The organism is Amycolatopsis speibonae, assembly GCF_042647925.1.
GTDB classification, from domain to species: domain Bacteria; phylum Actinomycetota; class Actinomycetes; order Mycobacteriales; family Pseudonocardiaceae; genus Amycolatopsis; species Amycolatopsis speibonae.
On the sequence record NZ_JBHRWK010000004.1, the window covers coordinates 1 to 17,480 of the forward strand.

Annotated in this window: 20 protein-coding genes; 10 read left to right on the top strand and 10 right to left on the bottom strand. The window is 68.7% G+C overall.

The window, feature by feature from the left end; genetic code table 11:
* Positions 1-81 precede the first annotated feature (81 nt).
* Together ACFOSH_RS01435 and ACFOSH_RS01440 are read right to left on the bottom strand one after the other, a co-directional pair.
* Positions 82-222 (bottom strand): hypothetical protein, encoded by a 141-nt coding sequence (locus tag ACFOSH_RS01435; protein ID WP_378236737.1) that lies wholly within the window; start codon positions 220-222, stop codon positions 82-84.
* A gap of 3 nt (positions 223-225) precedes the next feature.
* Positions 226-816 (bottom strand): DUF3558 domain-containing protein, encoded by a 591-nt coding sequence (locus ACFOSH_RS01440; RefSeq protein WP_378236738.1) that lies wholly within the window; start codon positions 814-816, stop codon positions 226-228.
* A 265-nt stretch (positions 817-1,081) separates the two neighbouring features.
* On the opposite strand from ACFOSH_RS01440, the gene ACFOSH_RS01445 reads away from it, so the two are divergent.
* Together ACFOSH_RS01445 and ACFOSH_RS01450 are read left to right on the top strand one after the other, a co-directional pair.
* Positions 1,082-3,427 carry an oxidoreductase gene (locus ACFOSH_RS01445; RefSeq protein WP_378236739.1) on the top strand — a complete coding sequence of 782 codons (2,346 nt, stop codon included), beginning with the start codon at positions 1,082-1,084 and terminating at the stop codon, positions 3,425-3,427.
* Between the two features lie 35 nt (positions 3,428-3,462).
* Positions 3,463-3,927, top strand: coding sequence for an SRPBCC family protein (locus ACFOSH_RS01450; RefSeq protein WP_378236740.1), 465 nt, complete (start codon positions 3,463-3,465; stop codon positions 3,925-3,927).
* A 139-nt stretch (positions 3,928-4,066) separates the two neighbouring features.
* Here ACFOSH_RS01450 and ACFOSH_RS01455 read toward each other — a convergent pair whose 3' ends face one another.
* Positions 4,067-4,636: a hypothetical protein gene (locus ACFOSH_RS01455; protein ID WP_378236741.1), complete on the bottom strand. Its 570-nt coding sequence runs from the start codon at positions 4,634-4,636 to the stop codon at positions 4,067-4,069.
* Positions 4,637-4,716: 80 nt separating this feature from the next.
* Between ACFOSH_RS01455 and ACFOSH_RS01460 the strand changes: the two genes are divergently transcribed.
* The 4 genes from ACFOSH_RS01460 (at position 4,717) to ACFOSH_RS01475 (ending at position 9,631) form a co-directional block, all read left to right on the top strand.
* The gene (locus ACFOSH_RS01460) at positions 4,717-5,526 is read left to right on the top strand and encodes a class I SAM-dependent DNA methyltransferase (RefSeq protein ID WP_378236742.1); all 810 of its coding nucleotides are present in this window, start codon (positions 4,717-4,719) and stop codon (positions 5,524-5,526) included.
* A gap of 89 nt (positions 5,527-5,615) precedes the next feature.
* Complete coding sequence (locus ACFOSH_RS01465) at positions 5,616-7,424, top strand: NHL domain-containing thioredoxin family protein (RefSeq protein WP_378236853.1); 1,809 nt, start codon at positions 5,616-5,618, stop codon at positions 7,422-7,424.
* Positions 7,425-7,464: 40 nt separating this feature from the next.
* A complete protein-coding gene (locus ACFOSH_RS01470) occupies positions 7,465-7,758 on the top strand; it encodes a GroES family chaperonin (protein ID WP_378236854.1) in 294 nt (97 codons plus the stop codon).
* A gap of 28 nt (positions 7,759-7,786) precedes the next feature.
* Positions 7,787-9,631, top strand: coding sequence for a VanW family protein (locus tag ACFOSH_RS01475; protein ID WP_378236743.1), 1,845 nt, complete (start codon positions 7,787-7,789; stop codon positions 9,629-9,631).
* Between the two features lie 3 nt (positions 9,632-9,634).
* On the opposite strand, the gene ACFOSH_RS01480 is transcribed toward ACFOSH_RS01475, so the two are convergent.
* The 6 genes from ACFOSH_RS01480 to mug form a co-directional block, all read right to left on the bottom strand.
* Positions 9,635-10,351: a leucine-rich repeat domain-containing protein gene (locus ACFOSH_RS01480; protein WP_378236744.1), complete on the bottom strand. Its 717-nt coding sequence runs from the start codon at positions 10,349-10,351 to the stop codon at positions 9,635-9,637.
* A gap of 22 nt (positions 10,352-10,373) precedes the next feature.
* Positions 10,374-10,667 carry a GlsB/YeaQ/YmgE family stress response membrane protein gene (locus ACFOSH_RS01485; RefSeq protein ID WP_378236745.1) on the bottom strand — a complete coding sequence of 98 codons (294 nt, stop codon included), beginning with the start codon at positions 10,665-10,667 and terminating at the stop codon, positions 10,374-10,376.
* 74 nt (positions 10,668-10,741) lie between these two features.
* Entirely contained in the window at positions 10,742-11,017 is a 276-nt protein-coding gene (locus ACFOSH_RS01490; RefSeq protein WP_378236747.1) for a GlsB/YeaQ/YmgE family stress response membrane protein, read from the bottom strand.
* Between the two features lie 124 nt (positions 11,018-11,141).
* The gene (locus tag ACFOSH_RS01495) at positions 11,142-12,986 is read right to left on the bottom strand and encodes an acyl-CoA dehydrogenase (RefSeq protein WP_378236748.1); all 1,845 of its coding nucleotides are present in this window, start codon (positions 12,984-12,986) and stop codon (positions 11,142-11,144) included.
* A 138-nt stretch (positions 12,987-13,124) separates the two neighbouring features.
* Complete coding sequence (locus ACFOSH_RS01500; protein ID WP_378236749.1) at positions 13,125-13,925, bottom strand: response regulator transcription factor; 801 nt, start codon at positions 13,923-13,925, stop codon at positions 13,125-13,127.
* A 282-nt stretch (positions 13,926-14,207) separates the two neighbouring features.
* The gene (mug, locus tag ACFOSH_RS01505; protein ID WP_378236750.1) at positions 14,208-14,759 is read right to left on the bottom strand and encodes a G/U mismatch-specific DNA glycosylase; all 552 of its coding nucleotides are present in this window, start codon (positions 14,757-14,759) and stop codon (positions 14,208-14,210) included.
* Between the two features lie 28 nt (positions 14,760-14,787).
* Here mug and ACFOSH_RS01510 point away from each other — a divergent pair, with 28 nt between their 5' ends.
* Together ACFOSH_RS01510 and ACFOSH_RS01515 are read left to right on the top strand one after the other, a co-directional pair.
* Positions 14,788-15,156 carry a hypothetical protein gene (locus ACFOSH_RS01510; RefSeq protein ID WP_378236751.1) on the top strand — a complete coding sequence of 123 codons (369 nt, stop codon included), beginning with the start codon at positions 14,788-14,790 and terminating at the stop codon, positions 15,154-15,156.
* A 97-nt stretch (positions 15,157-15,253) separates the two neighbouring features.
* The gene (locus ACFOSH_RS01515; RefSeq protein WP_378236752.1) at positions 15,254-15,430 is read left to right on the top strand and encodes a hypothetical protein; all 177 of its coding nucleotides are present in this window, start codon (positions 15,254-15,256) and stop codon (positions 15,428-15,430) included.
* Here ACFOSH_RS01515 and ACFOSH_RS01520 read toward each other — a convergent pair.
* The gene (locus ACFOSH_RS01520) at positions 15,371-16,018 is read right to left on the bottom strand and encodes a VanZ family protein (protein WP_378236753.1); all 648 of its coding nucleotides are present in this window, start codon (positions 16,016-16,018) and stop codon (positions 15,371-15,373) included. The two genes, ACFOSH_RS01515 and ACFOSH_RS01520, sit on opposite strands and share 60 nt — an antisense overlap.
* Before the next feature lie 150 nt (positions 16,019-16,168).
* Between ACFOSH_RS01520 and ACFOSH_RS01525 the strand changes: the two genes are divergently transcribed.
* Both ACFOSH_RS01525 and ACFOSH_RS01530 read left to right on the top strand, forming a co-directional pair.
* Positions 16,169-16,672: a GNAT family N-acetyltransferase gene (locus ACFOSH_RS01525; RefSeq protein WP_378236754.1), complete on the top strand. Its 504-nt coding sequence runs from the start codon at positions 16,169-16,171 to the stop codon at positions 16,670-16,672.
* Positions 16,673-16,686: 14 nt separating this feature from the next.
* Positions 16,687-17,472: an alpha/beta fold hydrolase gene (locus ACFOSH_RS01530; protein ID WP_378236755.1), complete on the top strand. Its 786-nt coding sequence runs from the start codon at positions 16,687-16,689 to the stop codon at positions 17,470-17,472.
* Positions 17,473-17,480 lie beyond the last annotated feature (8 nt).

Consider the following 17,480-nt stretch of genomic DNA (forward strand, 5'->3'; position numbering starts at 1 on the left):
GATCACTGGTCACTCTGGCGACGACGCCACCAAACCCGCGCCCGCCACAGCCACTACCAGCGACAACGCAACAAACATCCCTCACTGCCGCTGTAGTACTAGGGCGGCATGGTCCTGCCGCTGGTACGCGCAGTGAACGGGGCGAGGACTGCTGTTCCAGGGGCGGCGGCCCTGGTTTCCGCCGGTGAGCTTGGTGAGGATCTCCCAACCGCTGTCGGGCATCGCCTAAGCTCCTTTGAGGTTCTTGATCGCCGCGGCGGCGACCTTGGTCGCCATTCCGCAGGGGTCCGTGAGCATGGGGTTTCCGGAAGACAGGTGAGGGATGACGGTGTAGACGAGATCGTCTCGGAGCCCGACAGCGAGCGTGCAGGTTCCTCGGCCTTCGCTGCCGTTGGCATAGATGACGGCCGGGTGCCCTTCTATGGGGTCGACTGGTTTGAAGGTAGTGAGTCCCCCAGTCGACTTCTGCGCATAGAGAGCGCTCAACCCCTTCTTGTTGCCGACCACCAAGCCTGCGCTGAGGGTGCTCGGAGCTTCGGCGAACAGCCAGCTGCAGTTCAGACCTTCCGACAGGTCGACAGTTCGCGAACGCTCCACCTTGCCGCCGAGCGCCTCGACCTCGCTCGTGGGGATGGCGCCGCACGGGTCCGACTCGGCCTTCGCGGTATCGGTGATCGGGTCAGTCACCGCAGGCGCCCCATCCGACGGAAGCCGCGCCGAAGACGGTGGGCTCGCCGTCGCGGTGCCGGCCGTCTGCACGCCGCAACCACCGGCCAAGAGCGAGACCGCCGCTGCCAAGAGCAAGAAACGCTTCATGTCGTGCCTCCCCGCACGGGCCGCGAAGGGCGCGACCTACCCGTAGTTCACCTCTGACTCCGGTGCGTGACCGTAGCAGCGAACGGACACCCAAGCGGCAAGATCACCGAAGCGGACGCGAACGGCCTGGTCCGGAACCTGCGGCGGCCGTTCTGCCGTCGCAACCCGGTGGCAGATTCCGGTCGACTGCCCTGGGCCACTTGCGGATCCCTTGTGTGATCGGCTTCGCTGGTGGCCGGGGAACGACGGGGGAGGAAGCGAGACGATGCCGGGTTTTCGGCGTAACAACGGGCCGCGCGATCCGGGGGAAGGCGAACCGAACGGCGATTCGGCCCTGCCCCCGCTCGACCCGTTCGATCCGAACCCCGACAAGCGGTACGAGCTCCCGGCGTCCGAGCTGATGAAGCCGGGTACGACCGGTCTGCTCCGGTGGCGCCGCCAGGCGACCAACGCGCCGATCGTGCAGGTCGAAGACGCCTACATCACCGGGACGCTCGATCTGCGTGCGGCCGACATCAAGTATCTGTTCCAGTTCGAGCGGTGCCGGTTCGAGCATCCGCCGGACGTCCGTGAGGCGCATCTGCTCGGGCTCGTGTTCCGCAAATGCTGGCTGCCCGGGCTCAAGGCGCGCAACCTGCGCACCCGCAACGACGTCCGCCTCATCCGCAGTGTCGTGCACGTCGACGCCGAGCACGAGATCGAGGAGACCACGGTCCAGCGCGGCGACGATCGTGAGCGGGGGATGCCGAACGCGGCGGTCAACCTCACCGACGCGGTCATCGAGGGCTCGGTCGTGCTGACCCGCACGGTGATCACCCATCCGCGCGGCAAGGCGATCCAGGCCGACCGTGTCAACATCGTCGGCGCTTTGCTGGCGTATCGGTTGGTGGCCAACGGGGAAGTCCGCATCCCGGGTATGCGGGCCGGCGGTAACGTCAACTTTTCCGGCGCGACGCTGAACAACCGGGATGGCTTCGCGCTCAACGGGAACGGGATCCACATCGGCGGCAGCCTGTTGTGCGAGGTGGACAACTACGGACCCGCTTCGCAGCGGAAACGGTTCTCCGCCAGTGGGATCATGTTCCTGCCGAGCGCCACTGTGGACAGTGACGTCATTTTCCGCGAGGCCAAGCTCTCGGTGAACCAGGCCGGGCCGATCGTGGTCGACGCGTGGAAGTCGAACGATCCGTACATCGATCCGCGGCCCGCGCTGGTCGCGGATCGCTCGACGGTAAACGGGAACCTCGAGCTGAGCGACGGCATGCAGGCGACCGGGACGCTGCGGATGGTCAACGCCCGGATCGGTGGTTCGCTGCGGCTGGCGGGCGCCGAGGTCCAGGTCGCCCGCGGGCAGAGCATTCCCTACTACGACCGCGCGATCCACCTCGACGGGACCACGATCGGCGGCGACCTCGAGGCGACGAGCCTGCGCGTGCCGTCCGGGCAGTTGCGCATGGCCGACATCACCGTCGGCGGCAACGTGCTGGCGTGGAACTCGATGTTCCTGCACGCGCGCCGCGACGTCTTTTCCGCGCGGCGAGCGAAGATCGCGGGCAACTTCCAGCTCACCGACGCGACCGTCCAAGGAACCTTGCGGCTGCAGGGCGCGGAGGTCGGCGGCAGCGTGAACCTCTTCGGCACGAGCCTGACCGAGCCCGGCGCGCGCACGCGCACCAGTTATTCGCTGGACGTCCGCACCGCGCGGATCGGCCGGGACCTGATCCTCACCGAGAACAAGGAACGCCCGTTCGTCGCGCAGGGCGGGGTCAACCTCGACGGCGCCCAGGTCGCGCGGCGCGTCGACTTCCGCGGCGCACGGCTCGGTTCCCTGCCACAGCACGGGATCGCGCTCGACGGCAGTGATGTCTCGGCCGACGAGTTCCTGCTCACGCCCGCTGTCCCGCCGGACGGCCGGATCGTCCTGCGGCGCGCGCATTGCGGGACGCTGGGCGACAACGAGGCGTTCTGGGCGTCGACGACGGGGATCGAGCTGGAGGATTTCCGGTACGACGCGCTGCAGGAGGACATCGCGCTCGACGACGACCGGGCGATCGACCATCGGATCGTGTTGCTGCGCAAGGCGATGGACGGTTACCGCCCGGGGCCCTACGACCAGCTGGCGGCGACGCTGCGCGCGTCCGGAAACGAAGAGCACGCCTCCACGGTGATGCTGAAGAAGCAGCAGTTCCGGTATGTGGCGCTCGCGAAGGGCTTCAAGTTCTTCGGGCCCGGTGTGCGCGTGTGGAGCTGGCTGCAGCGGTCGATGGTCGGGTACGGCTTCCGTCCGGTGCGCGCGCTCGGCTGGCTCCTGACGTTGCTCGTGCTGGGAAGCCTGTGGTTCGGGCTCGGGGTCGACGACTGCATCACCAAGCCCAATCTCACGGTGAGCGGGCCGCGGTGCCTGGTCAACCAGGACGACACCGGGCTGCAGTGGAACCCGGTGCTGTACACGATCGACCTCCTGGTCCCGATCGTCGACTTCGGCAACAAGTCGCGCTGGTACATGCACGGCATGGACAACTGGGTCGCGGCCGGGTTCACCGCGTCGGGCTGGGTGCTGGCGACGACGGTCGCCGCCGGTATCAGTCGCATGCTCCGTAGGGACAACTAAGGGTATTTCACATACTCTCAGTACGGAGGTATGTCATGACTGAGCCCAGCGCCACCGGAAAGATCGCGATCGCAGCCCCGCCCGAGAAGGTGTACGCCCTGGTCAGCGACCCGGGCGCGCTCGCGGGCATGTCCGAGGAGTACGAGGGACACCGCTGGGTCGGTACGGCGGAAGGCGCCGCCGTCGGCGCCAAGTTCCGCGGTCGAAACCGAAACGGGATCCGCCGCTGGAGCACCCTCTCGACGATCACCGACGCCGACGAGGGCAGGCGGTTCGCGTTCGAGGTGACCACGGTCGCCGGGCTGCCCGTCGCGCGCTGGCAGTACGACATCGAGGTGTCGGACGACGGCTGCGTGGCCGTGGAGAGCACGTGGGACCGGCGCCCGGGCTGGCTGCGCGGGCCGACGTCGCTGTTCACCGGGGTCTGGAAGCGGGACGACGCCAACCGGGCGAACATCGCCGCGACACTCGCCCGGCTGAAGGCCGCCGCCGAATCCTGACCCCTACCACCGCTGCTCCGAATCGCGAAAGGAGCAGGGGACCTTTGCTATCGCCGGAGGCGTATTTGGTGACGTTCGAGGTTCGAGGTGACCACATGTAGTGGGTCCGAAGCGCGAACTCAAGGGATGAACGGACCGTTCATTCCACGAAGCGCGACCAGAACTCGACGTGCCGCGGCCCGTCGGCCGGTGGCGGGCCCAGCGGCTCGTCGCAGAAGTCGTGCCGCAGGTATCCCCGCAGGTCGTAGCCGTAGTAGACGATGTCGGTCTGATACACCGACAGCACCGGATAGCCCGTGCTCCCGGCGATCCCGGGCAGATACCGGTGCCCGCAGACAGGGACGAGCTGCGGCACCCGCGCCAGGTGCGAGCGCGCCCGCGAAAGCGCGTCGGTGAGGTCGACGGGCCGTAAGCCCCAGTCCGGCAGCCAGAAGCTGTTGTGTTCGACGTCGTAAAGCACCCCGTCGACCGGCCAATCCAGGCGTTTCCGCAGCTGTTCGGGGTTGCCGCAGCGCCAGTCCGGCCAGCGGTCGCCGATCGGCACCCCGGCGGACAGGAACGTCCGGTGGTCGGCGGCGAACCGGAAGCCGAAACGTGCTTCGACGTCGTCGAGCTCGGCCTCGCTCAACCCGGGACGCACGGGTTCGGCCAAGCTCGCCTGGAGGTCGTGTGCCTCCTCGATGGTGAAGGCGTGCTCAACAGTGGACATGTGTTCGAGCCTAAATCGCCCAACGCGCGGACGCCTTCTCTTTTAACGCCACCCGAGCACGGCGGCGAAAACGGGATGAAATGCGCACGGTCCCGGCGGTAGCGTCGCCGATCGTGAGCGCGACAGACGACCCGGCGGACGGCTGGTTCCCCGAAAGCGTGGCCACGGACTACGACGACCCGGGCGGTGCGAACGCGCCCGAAGCGGTGGCGTCCGTGGTGGACGTCCTCGCAGACCTGGCCGACGGCCCGGTGCTCGAATTCGCCGTCGGGACCGGGCGGATCGCCGCGCCGCTGGCCGCGCGCGGGGTGCCGGTGAGCGGCATCGAGCTGAGCCGGGCGATGGCGGAGCGGGTCGCGGACAAGCCGGGCGGCGGCGAGGTCGACGTCACGATCGGCGACATGACCAGGACGCGGGTGGCCGGCGAGTTTTCGCTGGTCTACCTGGTGTTCAACACCATCGGCAACGTGACCACCCAGGACGGCCAGGTCGACGTCTTCCGCAACGCGGCCGCGCATCTGCGGCCGGGCGGGCTGTTCGTCGTCGAGGTCGGCCTCCCCGACCTGCGCCGCCTGCCACCCGGACAGGACATCGTCCCGTTCGCGATGACCCCCGGCTATGTCGGGTTCGACCAGTACGACGTGGTCACGCAGGAGTTCACGTCGAACCACGTCACCGTTTCACCGGACGGGACCGGGCGGTTCCGCCGCATTCCCTTCCGCTACGCCTGGCCCGCCGAGATGGACCTCATGGCACGCATCGCCGGAATGCGCCTGAAGCACCGCTGGGCGGATTGGGGCCGCTCGGAACTCACCGCCGAGAGCACGGGGCACGTGTCGGTCTGGGAGAAGGCACCTCATCACCCACATGAGGCTCCTCCCCTGGGGTGAGCTCGGCCTCTCAACGCCTGGACCTCGGAACAGAGCGGCCACCCGTGTAGTTCACTCATGGCGTGACTTCTCCACGAACGCAGTCCCGCGTGCGGGCGCCCGAGCTCGCCGGTGACGTGTGGCTCAACACCGGCGGCGAGCGGCTCACGCTCGCCGGGCTGCGCGGCCGCGTCGTCCTGCTGGACTTCTGGACCAGCGGCTGCGTCAACTGCCTGCACGTGCTGGACGAGCTTCGCCCGCTGGAGGCCGAGTTCGCCGACGTCCTGGTCACCATCGGCGTGCATTCGCCCAAGTTCCTGCACGAGGGCGAAGCCGCCGCGATCGAGGCGGCCGTGCGCCGCTACGAGGTGCACCATCCGGTCCTCAACGACCCGCGGATGACGACCTGGTCGCAGTACGCGGTCAAGGCGTGGCCGACGCTGGTCGTCGTCGACCCCGAGGGTTACGTCGTCCACGTCGCCGCCGGTGAAGGGCACGCCGAGGCGCTGCGCCGGGTGATCGCCGACCTCGTCGCGACCCACGAGGCCAAGGGCACGCTCCGCCGCGGCGGCAGCCCGTACGTCCCGGCCGAGGAGCAGCGCGCCGAACTGCGGTTCCCGAGCAAGGCCGTCACCACCGCCGAAGGCCGGATCCTGGTCGCCGACACCGGCAACCACTCCATCGTCGAGTTCGCGTCCGACGGCGAGACGATCATCCGCCGCTTCGGCAGCGGCGCCCGCGGCGCGCAGGACGGGCCGTTCGACCTGGCGACCTTCACCGAGCCGTCCGGGATCACCCTGCTGCCGTACGAGGTCGCGGAGCGCGCGGGCTACCACGCCGTCGTCGCCGACACGGCCGGTCACCGCCTGCGCGGCATCGACCTGATCACCGGCGAGGTCTCCACGGTCGCCGGCACCGGCCGCCAGTGGCGCGACGGCGTCGACACCGGCAAGGCGCTCGACATCGACCTCACCAGCCCCTGGGACGTCGCCTGGTGGGGCCCCGCGGGCGGGGTCGTGATCGCCATGGCGGGCAACCACACGCTGAGCGTGTTCGAGCCGGTCTCGGGCACCATCCGCCGCTTCGCCGGCACGACGGTCGAGGGCCTGCGAGACGGCGACGTCCACGAAGCGTTCTTTGCGCAAACGTCCGGTCTCACGCCCGACGGACAACGGCTGTGGCTCGCGGACGCGGAGACGTCGGCGCTGCGCTGGATCCAGCCCGAGGGCGAGACGTTCACCGTGCACACGGCGGTCGGCGTCGACCTGTTCTCCTTCGGCCATGTCGACGGACCGGCCGACGAGGCGCTCCTGCAGCATCCGCTCGGCCTCGCCGTGCTGCCCGGCGACACCATCGCGATCGCCGACACCTACAACGGCGCCATCCGCCGCTACGACCCGCTCACCCGCCGGGTGACCACGCTCGCGACCGGTCTCGCGGAGCCGTCCGGACTGCTGGTGCACGACGGCGAACTGCTGGTCGTCGAGTCGGCGGGCAGCCGGATCGGGCCGGTGCCGCTCGGCGAGCAGGCCGTGGCCGGGGACGCGCACGCGGTCCGCCGCCCGCCGACCGTGCTGGCGCCGGGCGAGCTGGAGTTCTCCGTCGTCTTCACCCCGCCGCCCGGGGAGAAGCTCGACGACCGTTACGGCCCGTCGACGCGGCTGGAAATCAGCGCCTCGCCGCCGGAGCTGCTCGCCGAGGGCGCGGGGGTGGGCACGGACCTGTTCCGCAAGCTCCGTTTCGCCGAGGGAGCCACCGGAGGCGTCCTGCAGGTCGTCGCGCAGGCCGCGAGCTGTGACGACGGAGGCGAGCATCCCGCGTGCCGCATCACCCGGCAGGACTGGGGTGTGCCGGTGCGGTTCGAAAACGGTGGAGAAAGCGTGCTGAGCCTGGTCATGGCTGGGGACCCGGGAAAGTAGAGTCTCACCTGTGTCAGACGGGCCGAAACTCGAAATTCAGATGCTGCAGGACAGGGTGCTCGTGAAGCTGTCCCCCGAGGACGGCGAGCGCCGGAGTTCCGGCGGCATCGTCATCCCCGCCACCGCGCAGGTGGCGCGCAGGCTGGCGTGGGGTGATGTACTGGGTGTGGGCAACAGTGTGCGGAACGTCAAGACCGGCGACCGCGTGCTGTTCAACCCGGACGACCAGCACGAGGTCGAGATCCAGGGTGAAGCGCACCTGGTCATGCGGGAGCGGGACATCCACGCCGTGGCGACCGAACGGTCCGAACACGGCACGGGGTTGTACCTGTAACTCCAGCCTGTGGGAGGGGTGGTGAGAGTTGGTACGCGATGACCACGACGAGCCGGGTACCGACCTGTTCACCGACGAACTCCTCCCGGCCGAAACCGACGAGGGCCTGGTAGACGAGCTCTTCGAGGGCGACAGGGTGGTGCATCCGCCGCCGACGCCCGCGTCGAAGTTCCGCCGTGGGCTCGGCAAGGCCGTCATGGCCGCCGGGGTGCTCATGGGCCTGTTCGTGCTCGCGTACGCGATCGATCTGATCGCCAGCGCCGGGGACGTCCCGCGCGGCGTCACGGTCGCGGGGATCGACGTCGGCGGCCTCACGCACAAGGACGCCGAGTCGAAGCTTCGCCGTGAGCTGGAGCCGAAGCTGATCGAGCCGGTGCGGGTCCGGGCGGGAGACGTCCGCACGGTCCTGTACCCGACGTCGTCCGGTCTCGGCCTGGACTGGCCGCAGACGCTGGGCCGCGCCGGTCACCAGCCGCTGAGCCCGTACACGCGGCTGATGTCGTTCTTCACCAGCCGCGAGGTCGGCGTCGTCACCTGGACGGACGCGCCGAAGCTCGAAAAGGCCGTTTCCGACCTCGCCGCCGCGCAGCTGAACCGTCCGCCGATCGAAGGGAACATCACCTTCCGGCCCGTCGCGGGCGGCGACGGCGCGGTCGCCGCGGCCGCGGTCGAACCGCGCACCGGCCAGACGCTCGCCGACCTCAAGGCGGCGGTCACCGTGGTCACCGACGGCTGGCTGGGCGCCGGCGGCGTCGAGCTGAAGGTGAACGTCGCGCCGGTGAAGGCGAACACGCAGGGGGTGCACGCGGCACTCGACAAGATCGTCGTCCCGGCGGTCGCGAAGCCGCTCCTCATCCGCGGCGAAGGCAAGGACGCGACGCTGAAACCGGACGCGATCGCGGGCTCCTTCCAGTTCGCCGCGCGCGACGACGGCAACCTCGAAGTCCGCATCGACCAGGGCAAACTGCGGGCCGCGGCGCAGCCGCAGCTCAAGGAGACCGAGACCGACGGGGCGGACGCGCAGATCGTCTTCGTCGGCGACAGGCCGGCGGTCCAGCCGTCGAAGGACGCGAGGAAGGTCAACTGGGACCTCACGTTCACCGCGCTGACCTCGGCGCTCGCCAAGAGCGAGGACAGGGAGCTGAAAGCGGTCTACGACGCCAGCAGCCCGGCCGTCAGCACCGACGCGGCGAACGTCCTCGGCATCAACGAGGTCGTCGGCGAGTTCACCACCTCCGGCCTGAGCGGACCGGCGATGACGAACGTGCAGGCGCTGGCCACCCGCGTCTCCGGCACCATCGTGAAGCCGAACGAGACGTTCAGCCTCGGCGCGCGGTCCGGGCCGAGGACGGTGGACGCGGGTTACCTCCCCGCGCCGTCGAACGAGGACGGCACCGGACCGGTCGTGGTCGGCGGCGGCGTCTCGCAGCTCGCGACGACGCTCTACAACGCCGCGTACCTCGCGGGACTGGCCGACGGCGGGCATCTGGAGCACGACCACTACCTCGACCGCTATCCGGTCGCCCGCGACGTGAAGGCGATCAGCGACGACGGTTCACCGGTCGAGATGCAGATCGTCAACGACGCCCCGACCGGCATCGCGATCCAGGTCGTCCCCGCCAACGGCTCCGTGACCGTGCGGATCTGGGGTACGAAACGCTTTTCGGTCCAGAGCGTCGGCGGGGAAAGGCATTCCTACGTCCCCCAGCCGGTGCAGGTCGGTTCGGGCCCGGGTTGTGTGCCGAATCCCGGTGCCGCCGGTTTCAGCACGTCGGACACCCGCGTGCTCGTCGACGTCATCACCGGTACCGAGGTCCGCCGGGAGACCCGGAACGCGACCTACTCGCCGCGCTCCGCGGTCATCTGCGCCTGAGCTTCACCGCAGCACCATGCAGCCGCGCGCCTCGAAGTCCGCGAGCCACGACGGCTCCCGGAAGCCCTTGTTCCACCGCAGATCCAGTTTGTCCAATTTGGACAGCTGAGCGATCGATCCCGGCAGCGAGGTGAGCAGGTTCTCGCGCAGGTCCAGCTGACGCAGCTCGCTCAGCTCCCCGAGCGAGGACGGCAAGGACGTCAGCCGGTTCTTCCGCAGATGCAGCTCGCGCAACGAGGAAAGCGTCCCCAGCGACTCCGGCACGGAGGTCAACCCGTTGCCGTACAAGCGAAATTCGCGCAGCGAGGCCAGCCCGGACAGGTCTTCCGGCAACGTGGAGATGCGGTTGTCCGTGCACCCCAGGTATTTCAGGCGTCCGAGCGAGCAGAGCGCGGCGGGGAACTCGGTCAGCCGGTTGTCGCTCACGTAGAGGTATTCCGTCAGCCCGGAAAGCTCGCCGAGCTCGTCCGGCAGGGTCGTGAGTTCGTTGTGCCCCAGATCCAGCGTGTGCAGTTGCCGCAGGGCGCCGATCGACGGCGAGACGGACGTCAGCCGGTTGGTGGCCAGATTCAGCACCCGGAGCCCGGAGAGAGACCAGAGCTCGCCGGGAACCGACGTCAGCTGGTTGTCGTACAGGTCCAGGTATTCGAGCGATGGCGGAAGGTCGACGCCGGACAGGGAAGTCAGCCCCTGGCCACTGAGTTCGAGTCGAGTGGTCACAGGGGCCGACCGTAGCCCTTGGTCAGGTCGCGGCGTGGTGCCCGCCCTTGACCTTCGCGTAGATCGCGGACGCGGCTATGACGCCGACGATGGCCGCGCCGACCTGGAAGGCGTGCCGGATCCAGTCGATGCCCGGGGTGTCGCGGACCCCGAACACCCCGGCCAGCCAGTTGCCGATGAATGCGGCGACGATGCCGACCACGATCGTCAGCCACATCGGGATCTTCTGATCACCGGACGCCAGCATGCGGCCGATCACGCCGAGGATCAGCCCGACGACGATCGTGGTGATGATGCCCCAAAGGCCACCCAACATGGTTCCTCCTTCGCTGGAGAATCAGTTGCGCTCAACGGTGACACCAATCCGGCCGCATCGCGCCTCGATACCCCTTACCGGGTGACACCCCGGCGTCCGTAGAGGTTCGCGGCCAGGGTGACCCCGATGCCGGCGATGACGATCTGGGTGATCAGTTCGAGCCAGTCGAAGCCCTTGGTGTCCGCGTAGCCGAGCCCGCGGGCGATCGCGGTGCCGACGAAGGCGGCGACGATACCGACGACGATCGTCAGCCAGATCGGGATGGACTGCTTGCCGGGGGCGAAGAATCTACCGAGCACCCCGAGGATCAGACCGACCACGATCGCCATGATGATGCCGGTGACTGTCATTGAGAGACTCCTTTGCCGAGGTGTCCGCCGAGGGGCGGACTCAGCTCGGAGATACCCCGGATAACCCCCTCGAAACGCGAAAAGCCCCCTCCGCATGGGAGAGGGCTCTTCGTCACGAAACCGTTTAGAACGCGGCTTCGGGGATTTCCATGAGGTTGTTGTCGGCGGCCTCGACGATCGCGCGGCGCGAGGTCAGCTCCGGCAGCACACTCTTCGCGAAGAACGACGCCACGGCGATCTTGCCCTCGTAGAACGGGGTGTCCTTCGCCGACGCGCCCGCGTCGAGCTTGCCGATGGCGACCTCGGCGTGCCGGATGAGCCGCCACCCGATGAGCAGGTCGCCGACCGACATCAGCAGGCGGACCGTGTGCTGGCCGACCTTGTTGATGTTCTGCGGGTCTTCCTGCGACGAGGTCAGGTAGCCGATCAGCGAGCCGAGCATGCCCTGGGTGTCTTCGAGCGCCTGCTTGAGCAGACCGCGCTCGTTCTTGAGCCGCCCGTTGCCGATCTCCGACTCGATGGTCTTCGTGATCTCCCCGGCCACGTAGGCCAGCGAAGCACCCTTGTCGCGGACGATCTTTCGGAAGAAGAAGTCCAGCGACTGGATGGCCGTGGTGCCTTCGTACAGCGAGTCGATCTTCGCGTCACGGATGTACTGCTCGACCGGGTAGTCCTGCAGGAAGCCCGACCCGCCGAGGGTCTGCAGCGACTGCACGAGCTGCTCGGTCGCGCGCTCGGAGCCGACCCCCTTGACGATCGGCAGCAGCAGGTCGTTGACGCCGTGCGCGATCTTCTGCGAGGCCTCGTCGCCCTCGCCGGTCCACACCTGGTCCTGGAACGTCGCGGTGTAGAGGTACACCGAACGCAGGCCCTCGGCGTACGCCTTCTGCAGCATCAGCGAGCGGCGGACGTCCGGGTGGTGGGTGATCGTGACGCGCGGGGCGGCCTTGTTCAGCATGTTCGGCAGGTCGGCGCCCTGGACGCGCTCCTTGGCGTACTCGAGCGCGTTGAGGTAGCCGGTCGACAGCGTCGCGATGGCCTTCGTGCCGACCATCATGCGGGCGTACTCGATGACCTGGAACATCTGCGCGATGCCGTCGTGCACCTCGCCGAGCAGCCAGCCCTTGGCGGGGGTGCCGTGCTGGCCGAAGGTCAGCTCGCAGGTGGTGGAGGCCTTGATGCCCATCTTGTGCTCGACACCGGTGACGAAGGCGCCGTTGCGCTCGCCCAGCTCGCCGGTCTTGCCGTCGAAGTGGAACTTCGGCACGAGGAACAGCGACAGGCCCTTGGTGCCGGCCTTGGTCTCGATGCCGTCACCCTCGGGACGGGCCAGCACGAGGTGCATGATGTTTTCGCTCATGTCGTGCTCGCCGGACGTGATGAACCGCTTCACGCCGTCGATGTGCCAGGAGCCGTCCTCCTGCGGGACGGCCTTGGTGCGGCCGGCGCCGACGTCGGAACCGGCGTCGGGCTCGGTGAGCACCATCGTCGCGCCCCAGGCGCGGTCGATCATGAGCTGCGCCCAGTGCTTCTGCTCTTCGGTGCCGTTCTTGTCGACGATCCCGGCGAAGCTCGGGCCCGCCATGTACATGAACAGGGGCGCGTTGGCGCCGAGGATCAGCTCGGCCGCGGCCCACTGCACGGTCGGGGGCAGGCCGAAGCCGCCCAGCTCGTTCGGCAGGCCGAGCCGCCACCATTCGCCGTCCATCAGCGCCTGGTAGCTCTTCTTGAACGACTCGGGGATCTTCACCGAGAAGGTCTTCGGGTCGTATACCGGCGGGTTGCGGTCCGCGTCGGCGTACGAGTCGGCGAGGGGACCGGAAGCGAGCTTGTTCAGCTCTGTCAGCACGCCGCGGGCGGTCTCCTCGTCGGATTCCGCGAGGACGCCCTTGCCGAGGCGGTCCTGCACGCCGAGGACCTCGAAGAGGTTGAACTCCAGGTCTCGGACGTTGCTCTTGTAGTGGCCCATTTCGTCACTCCAATGTGTTCGGCTCCCCGGCCGGGCACACGTCCCCTACTCGCCGGTAACTTCAGGATATTACCTGTGGGTAACCGGCGGCAAGTGAATGGCCACTGTTGTGATGTGTAAATCAGCAATACGGGGGTCTCAGCGAGGTGACGGCGCGATCGAAGTGGCGGCCGGGGCGTCCGCCGGGCTGTGCGCGTCGTCCGGATGTGTGACCAGGATGCCGGACCGGAACGCGATCGTCACGGCGTGCGTCCGGTCGCGTGCCGAAAGCTTCCGCAAGATGCTCTTGACGTGCGTCCGCACGGTTTCCACGGACAGGAACAGGATCTTCGCGATCCCGGAGTTCTCCAGCCCCTCGGCGACCAGCTGGAGGACCTGGTACTCGCGGCGGGACAGCGGCATCAGGCCGCGCGCTGTCGCCGGCTTGGGGGCGTCGCCCGGTTTCGGGAGCACGGGCTGGCGTTTCGGTCGCGCCGTCAGCGCCGCGAGCGTCGGGTCGATGTAGCGGCGGTCGCTGTGCGCGCGCCGGATCGCCTCGGTCAGATGGCGCCCGTCGGTCGCCCGCGGCACGATCGCGTGCACTCCGGCCGCGATCGCCGCCGCGAGGTACTGCTGCGTGCGGTTGGTGTCCCTGACCATCGTGATGATGACCAGCGCCGGATCCCCGGCGCTGAGCAGCCGCGACAGGTGACAGTTCGGGTCGAGCGCCGAATCCAGCACGATGACGTCCGGTTTGAGCTGTTCGCACAGCTGGAGCGCGGCGTGATGGCTCGCCGCGTGCCCGAGCCACTGCAACCCCGGCGTGCGGTGGACCAGTGAGCTCAGGCCCTCGCAGAAGATCGGGATCGGATCGACGGCGGCCACGCCGAGGCCTCGTCCGCCTGGTGACAGCCCGCCTGGCCTGCCGGTCTGCGTTCGGTTCGGCTCGATGCCTCGCATTACGGACCCCTCCGTTTTCCTGCCCGTCATCTCCGGACGAGAGGACTTGAAAGTCCATTCGGTGACCACGGCCCCCCGGCGTGGTCACCCTCGTCAACCGGTCCCCCCTGCGGGACCGGACAGAGATGACACCTCGTAACTATTACGAGTCAGTAGGTCGGCGGGTGTGACGCGGTATCCCCCTCATAGATGTATCGCCTCGTCGCAGCAAACTCTGCGTATTGGCTGTTAGGGGATCTCTTGCTCGAATGAGCGCGCCAGCGGAGCATCTTGGTGCGGTCGCTACTCAGAGTGGACTTCGGCGCGGAGGCGGCCGAATTCGTCCCCGAGCGCCGCGGGCGTCCAATGCGCGTTCAACCCGCTCGGATTCGGCAGAACCCAGACGCGCGCGCCGGCGATGTCGCCGTCCTGCGGGCCGATCTTCGCCTTCGGCAGGCCGAACGCGGTCCGGAACGCCGTGATCCCGACGACGGCCAGCCACCGTGGCCGATATTCGGCGACCCTCGCCGTGAGGAGCCGCCCGCCTTCGCGGAACTCGTCCGGCGTCAGCTCGTCGGCCCGCGCCGTCGTCCGCGCGACGACGTTGGTGATGCCGAGGCCGAGGCCCAGCAGCTCGTCCTGCTCGGTCGGATCGAACAGGCGCGGGGTGAACCCGCCGCGATACAGCGCGGGCCAGAACCGGTTCCCCGGCCTGGCGAAGTGCAGGCCGAGGGCGCCGGAGTAGAGACCGGGGTTGATCCCGCAGAACAGCACGTCCAGGTCCGGCGCGAGGACGTCGTCGAGGGTCTTGCCGTAGGCGGCGGCCAGCTCGTCCTTGGTCGGTTTCGTCGTCACCCGGTCAGTTTCCGGCACGCTGGCGGGTATGGATCAGGGGGCGTTCACGGCCGACGGCTCCTCGATCCTGGAGCTCGGCAGCGGTGCCGGCCGGGTCACGCACGCGCTGCTGTTCGGTAGTCACCTGGTCAACACCGCCGCCGCCGCCGACCGCCAGGCCTTCTTGGGCGCCGCTCGCGCGCATGTCGCGCCCGGCGGGCGGGTGCTCGTCGAATGGCATCCGCCGGAGTGGTTCGAGTCGGTCCGGGACGACCAAGGGGGCCGGCGGTGGACCCAGGCTTTCACCTGCCGACGGCTCGGACTCCCGGCGCTGAACGGCGCGCTCGCCGGGGCCGGTCTGGTTTTCGAACGCTGGTGCACCGGAGACCGGACGTGGTTCGCGGCCGTCCCCGCGTGATCCAAGACACCCACTTTCGTCGCAAGGGGTGGCCAAGTCACCAGGACCTGCGTACTGTTTGTGATCTCGCACACAAGGTTGTCTTCGAGGAGGCGTTTTGCAGCTCTCGCTCATCCTCGGCTTGGTCGCGTTGATCTTCGTCGTGGCCACCGTGCTGGTGGTCGCGGAAGACCGGCGGGCCGCGCGGCGCGCGGCCCAGCGTCGGCGGGCGAGGCTAGCGGACCTGGGCGAGGTCGATCCGCTCGCGGCGCAGCGGCTGCATCTCGACCATTGAGGGAACCGGCTTCCGCACGAGGCTGAGCAGCAGGGCCCCGGCGATCCAGCCGAGCATCGCGCCGCCGGTGTTGTTGAGCAGGTCGTCGACGTCGAAGATCCGGTAGGCGTAAGGCGCGGTGCCGAAGTTCGCGGTCAGCTGCGTGCTCTCGATCAGCAGCGAAGCGGCGAGGCCGATCAGCGTCGTGCCGATGAGGCCGCGCTTCCACAGCGTCCTGGCGAAGAAGCCGAGCGGCACGAACAGCAGCACGTTCATGGTGGCCTGCTGGAAGGTCTGGGTGGTGAACCAGTCTGCCATCGGCAGCCCGTGCTTGAGCAGTTCGGTGTGGATGTCGGTGATCCATTGGAACGGGTGCAGCTGCACGGTCTGGCTCAGCCGTTTGACGCCGGGGCCGGGCAGCGGCAAGAAGGTCACCGCCAGGGTCATCGTGGCGTAGAGCAGCACGGCGGCCATGGTCAGGACGGGACGAAGGCGCACCTGGCCGTGCCGCGCGTGCAGGATGATCAGCTGCGGGATCAGCACCGTCGCCCAGAGCGCGAAGAAGCCGACCAAGCCGTACTGCAGGGCGGTGACCTGTGCGTTCGTCATGACAGGAACGTTATGGATCCCGGGGGTCCCGCCACTTCGGTCGAAGGGCCGCGGCGACCGGCGCCGGATCGGCCAAGTGGCTGATCCCGATCTTGGCCGATCGGCGATATTCGTTCCCCGATCCGCCGGTGGACGTGGGATTCTGCCCGGATGCTGCTCGTTCGACGGCTGACCCCCGAAGACCTCGACGTCTTCCGCGAGATCCGCCTGCGCGCCCTGACGGACACCCCCGAGAACTACGGCTCGATCGCCGCGGCCGAACGGGCGCAGTCCGACGAAGAGTGGCTCGCGAGGCTGGCCGCGGACGCCTGGTTCGCCGCCTTCGACGACGGCCGTCCGGTGGGGCTCGTCGCCGGGCGGGCCCGCGAAGACGGCTGGATCCTCTATTCGATGTGGGTCGCGCCCGAAGCCCGTGGTCAGGGGCTGGGCACGAAGCTGATGGGCGAGGTGCGGTCGGCCGCCGAGGACGACGGCGCGCGCGAAGTGTGGCTGCACGTCGCGGAGGACAACGACCGGGCGCGGCGGCTGTACCTGAAGCTCGGGTTCATCGCGACGGGCGAACTGGAGCCGATGCCGAACGACGTCACCCGGCGGCGCGAGCGCTTCTGTTACGTGTTACCGCATTTACCTGTTACCGAAGGTAGCAGTAAATAGCTTAACCTCGCGGGATGGACAACGTCGTCTTCGACCGCGCGGGCAAGGGTGAGCCGCTGGTGCTGATCCACGGGGTCGGCCACCGCCGTCAGGCCTGGTCACCCGTGCTCCCGCTGCTCACTTCGCACCGCGACGTCATCACCGTCGACCTGCCCGGCTTCGGCGAGTCGGCGCCGCACTCCGGCGGTTACGGCGTCGAAGCCGCTGTCGAGCTGTTCGGGAGGTTCTTCAGCGAACACGGCCTCGGCAAGCCGCACGTCGCGGGCAACTCGCTCGGCGGGCTGCTCTCGCTCGCGCTCGGCGAAGCGGGCCTCGTCCGCAGCGTGACGGCGTTGTCCCCGGCCGGGCTGTGGACGCCGCGCCAGCAGCGGTACGCGCTGAGCATGCTGCGCACCCATCGCCTCCTCGCCGAGCGGATGCCCGAGCGCACCGCGCGCCGTCTCGCCGCGACACCGGCGGGCCGGTCGATGCTGACCGGGATGATCGTCGGCCGTCCGGACCGGCTGACCTCGCAGGTCGTCATGGAGGACATCCGGGCGCTCGCGGGCTGCCCCGGCTTCCGGCCGACGCTGGAGCAGGCCCGCGGCGGTTTCCGGTTCGACGGCGTCGTCAAGGACGTGCCGGTGACCATCGCGTGGGCGGAACGCGACCGCATCCTCGCCCGCCCGAAGGCCGCCGAGCTGCGCCGGATCGCGCCGAAGGCCGAGCTGCTGGTGCTGCGCGGCTGCGGGCACGTGCCGATGAACGACGAGCCCGAGGTCGTGGCGCGGGTCCTTCTGAACGGTTCGCGCGACATGTGACGTTTGCC